Origin of the sequence: Neobacillus drentensis, from assembly GCF_036965245.1 — a bacterium.
Taxonomy (GTDB): domain Bacteria; phylum Bacillota; class Bacilli; order Bacillales; family Cytobacillaceae; genus Neobacillus; species Neobacillus drentensis_G.
Genome location: NZ_JBALPG010000101.1, coordinates 1 through 2,959, shown reverse-complemented (window position 1 = coordinate 2,959; position 2,959 = coordinate 1). Strand labels below are relative to the sequence as shown.

At 33.2% G+C, this 2,959-nt stretch carries 4 protein-coding genes; all 4 read right to left on the bottom strand.

What is annotated here, in order from left to right; all coding sequences use genetic code 11:
- Positions 1-37 precede the first annotated feature (37 nt).
- Positions 38-430, bottom strand: a complete 393-nt coding sequence (locus tag V7150_RS19065) for an SMI1/KNR4 family protein (protein WP_335521474.1) — start codon at positions 428-430, stop codon at positions 38-40.
- Between the two features lie 144 nt (positions 431-574).
- Positions 575-1,216 carry a hypothetical protein gene (locus tag V7150_RS19060; RefSeq protein WP_335521472.1) on the bottom strand — a complete coding sequence of 214 codons (642 nt, stop codon included), beginning with the start codon at positions 1,214-1,216 and terminating at the stop codon, positions 575-577.
- 164 nt (positions 1,217-1,380) lie between these two features.
- Complete coding sequence (locus V7150_RS19055) at positions 1,381-1,836, bottom strand: hypothetical protein (RefSeq protein ID WP_335521470.1); 456 nt, start codon at positions 1,834-1,836, stop codon at positions 1,381-1,383.
- A gap of 788 nt (positions 1,837-2,624) precedes the next feature.
- On the bottom strand, positions 2,625-2,789 hold the full coding sequence (locus V7150_RS19050; protein WP_335521469.1) for a hypothetical protein: 165 nt from the start codon (positions 2,787-2,789) through the stop codon (positions 2,625-2,627).
- Positions 2,790-2,959: the final 170 nt, after the last annotated feature.

The following is a 2,959-nucleotide window of genomic DNA, read 5'->3' as shown; positions in this document are numbered from 1 at the left end:
AAACTTATTTTCATGGTAGCTTAACAGGGATTTTGCACTAATGGTTGTTTAAAAGGTATTGTATGAAATCATTAAATGTATTTGCACAAGGGGCTATTTCATTTAAGTCCATCCCTATAAATGGAACAGTTACAATTTGTATTTCGTTCGTTCTTGTATCGAAGGCAAATGCTGTGTCGCCCCCATCCGATCCAAATAATACTAACCCTTTAGCAAATTCATTAACACCGTAAGCCTCATTTAATTCAACAATTTCCTCAATCGACCATAATATTAAATAATTTTCTCCTATGCTTCCTTCAGCACCATTAGAGTATGAGATAAATTCTATATAATCGTTGGGAAATTTAATACAAAGTTCTGCTTCTACATTTCTAACCTTTTTCTCCTCAACTGGAGGGTTCAATTCTAATCCATATGTATTAATCATACTGTTCTCCCACTTTTATAATTTTCTATTTAAAATAACAATTCGCAGCACGATTTGATAATTCCTACTTTCACTATACTGCTTCGTTAGTGGATCAAGAAAAAAAGTCGCCGCAGCGACCTCTTATTGAACATAAGCTCCCCGTTAGCTGAACAAGCCATCAATTCCTTTTTGCTCTTTTTCTAATAATTGACTGTACTTTTCAAACTTAAAATTATCATTTAAATGCTCTGCAAAATACCTTGCCTTGTAGAATTTATTAAAAGAATCGTGCTCACTTTCAATTTCTTTAAATGCCGTCTCCAAATCAGTATTTTTCAATAGCCACCCTAATCCATCACTCAAGAAAGATTGTTTTATATCGTTTATAACTTCCTCGATATTGGAGCCATTGGGTTCTATCCACCAAATATCATTTCGCTTTTTTTCAGCAGGATTATTAAGTTTATCGGTATAAATAGATTGGTCAAGCCTGCAATGTAGCTGTTTTTGTAGCTGGCATTGATGTGGTTTAGGTATTAATTCATTTTTAGTACCAATTTTTATTTCACCATCTTTAGGTGGAACAAAGTCATAGAAAATCCCTAAATCCACGTAAACAGACATAGGAGACCATCCTGTTACATCTGAAAAATTCTTTCCAACAGCAGTAATGTCAAATACCCAAGTACAGTGATTATGCCAACCCCAATTATGTCTTGTATTCACTTTGTCAAATCCATTTTCTTTTAATGTATGAGATAAAATTTGTCTAATTACTTTATTTATTTCTGGAGAGCCAATCATTGTTTATCCACCTCATAACCCTTTAATCCCTCTATTATATATCCGTTTCTTGTTGAACTAAACTGCCAGTTAGCTCAACAAGAAAAAAGAACGCCGTAACGATTACAGTCCTCAACTCAAGCGCCCATTAGCTGAAGAAGGTTGTTTTATTACACTTCCTCTTTTTAGACTTTTCTATTAATGAATGAAATTATTGGAGGTTCAGTGGATACCACATCAATTATGTGGTTTAAAGCATTTATCCCATAATGTTTGAAGGGTCCAGGATGAAAATCGGAAGCAATGGTGCTTACCTTAATAAAATCTAAATATCTTGATTTGGAATAAATAGAGAAGGCTTCACCATCAAAAACTTCATACTCATCCGATACAGTAAAGCTTTCATTTCTTACCGAATAAGCAATGTACCAATTAAATTCAATACGAATGATTGGGAGAGTTTCATCGACATCGATTGAGCCATAGGAAGAAACTGAAATACCTTCTTCTGTCTGTTCATCAGCCTGGTATCCAATGACTTTACAACGGTCAATATCAAGTATCAATAAATTATATCTTGGTTCATATATGGAGTTTAAATAAATGTAGCCTTGATAATTCAATAGTTCTGAGTATTTCAAGAAAAATCCCCCTAGTCATAAACGAACCTCTCTCTAACTGCAACTGATGCCGCAGCCCCTTGTTCTACTCTAGCACCCGTTTGTTTAAGTACAATCTTTCACAATAAAGTTCAAACGAGTACTTAAATCTTTTTATCAGTTGTATTCGGACTTTTTATTAAAAATTTATTTTTATTACACCTTTTGCTAAAAATAACATACTTTAAATTACGTAATGGGCATTTATAATTGATTCAAGAAAACCCTTAAACTAAGGAAAGGATTAAAACACCATGGTGAATGAACATACTTGGAGCCAAAAGCTTGCCATCATTGCAGGAGTTTTCTTCCTTGTTGGATCTGGCCTTTTCTTGATCTCACATATCATAGAATAAAGTCTTAGAACGGATATAAACACCAAATATTTTCTCTTTATATGCGTTTAACTATTGTCAGGTAAAGCCGTAAAACGCACCAACAAGGGATTTAGTAACACACTAAATCTTATACAATAATACCTTTTAGATAAAAATTCCTATATAATGTCATAGTTTTAAACACTTTAACTTTCCTGAAAGTTAACTCTGATTCCGCCTTGGATGAAGATTGAAATTATGCTCCTTTTAGAATCAATTCTAAGTTCCCACTACTCTCTTTGAAAGACCACTCATTGGTCTTTTTATTATTTTTCCTTATTCAACAAACCTGCCAGTTACTTGAATAAGCAAAAAAAGCCGCCGAAGCAGCCACAGTTCTTAAACTATTGCACCTTTAGTTCAAAAGAAAAATGCTGAATAATATTTTTCACGTTAGTTCTTACCTTTCCAATCATCATAAAATTTTATTAAGTTTTGATTTATTTCTTTTAAAGTTATCAAAATTAAGAAAAGCATCATAAATGTTACAATTTCTCCTGTAAAAAACGAAATTAAAGCAATTACAGCCATCCAAGAGTAAAAAGTTGTTTTATCCATTTAAATCCCCTTTCTACTCGCCTAAAGTAAGCAGATATTTTACTTTTCATTTTATTAGTTTCCGATAACTAATATGAATACCTTCCCCCACTAAACTGCCAGTTAGTCGAATAAGAAAATAGACCGCCGCAGCGATCCATCTTGAACTCAAGCACCCGTTAGCCATCCAT

Bases quoted from the DNA above. Each gene is read 5' to 3' on its own strand.
- V7150_RS19050 (WP_335521469.1), bottom strand. From the start codon at position 2,789: ATGGATAAAACAACTTTTTACTCTTGGATGGCTGTAATTGCTTTAATT.
- V7150_RS19065 (WP_335521474.1), bottom strand. From the start codon at position 430: ATGATTAATACATATGGATTAGAATTGAACCCTCCAGTTGAGGAGAAA.
- V7150_RS19060 (WP_335521472.1), bottom strand. From the start codon at position 1,216: ATGATTGGCTCTCCAGAAATAAATAAAGTAATTAGACAAATTTTATCT.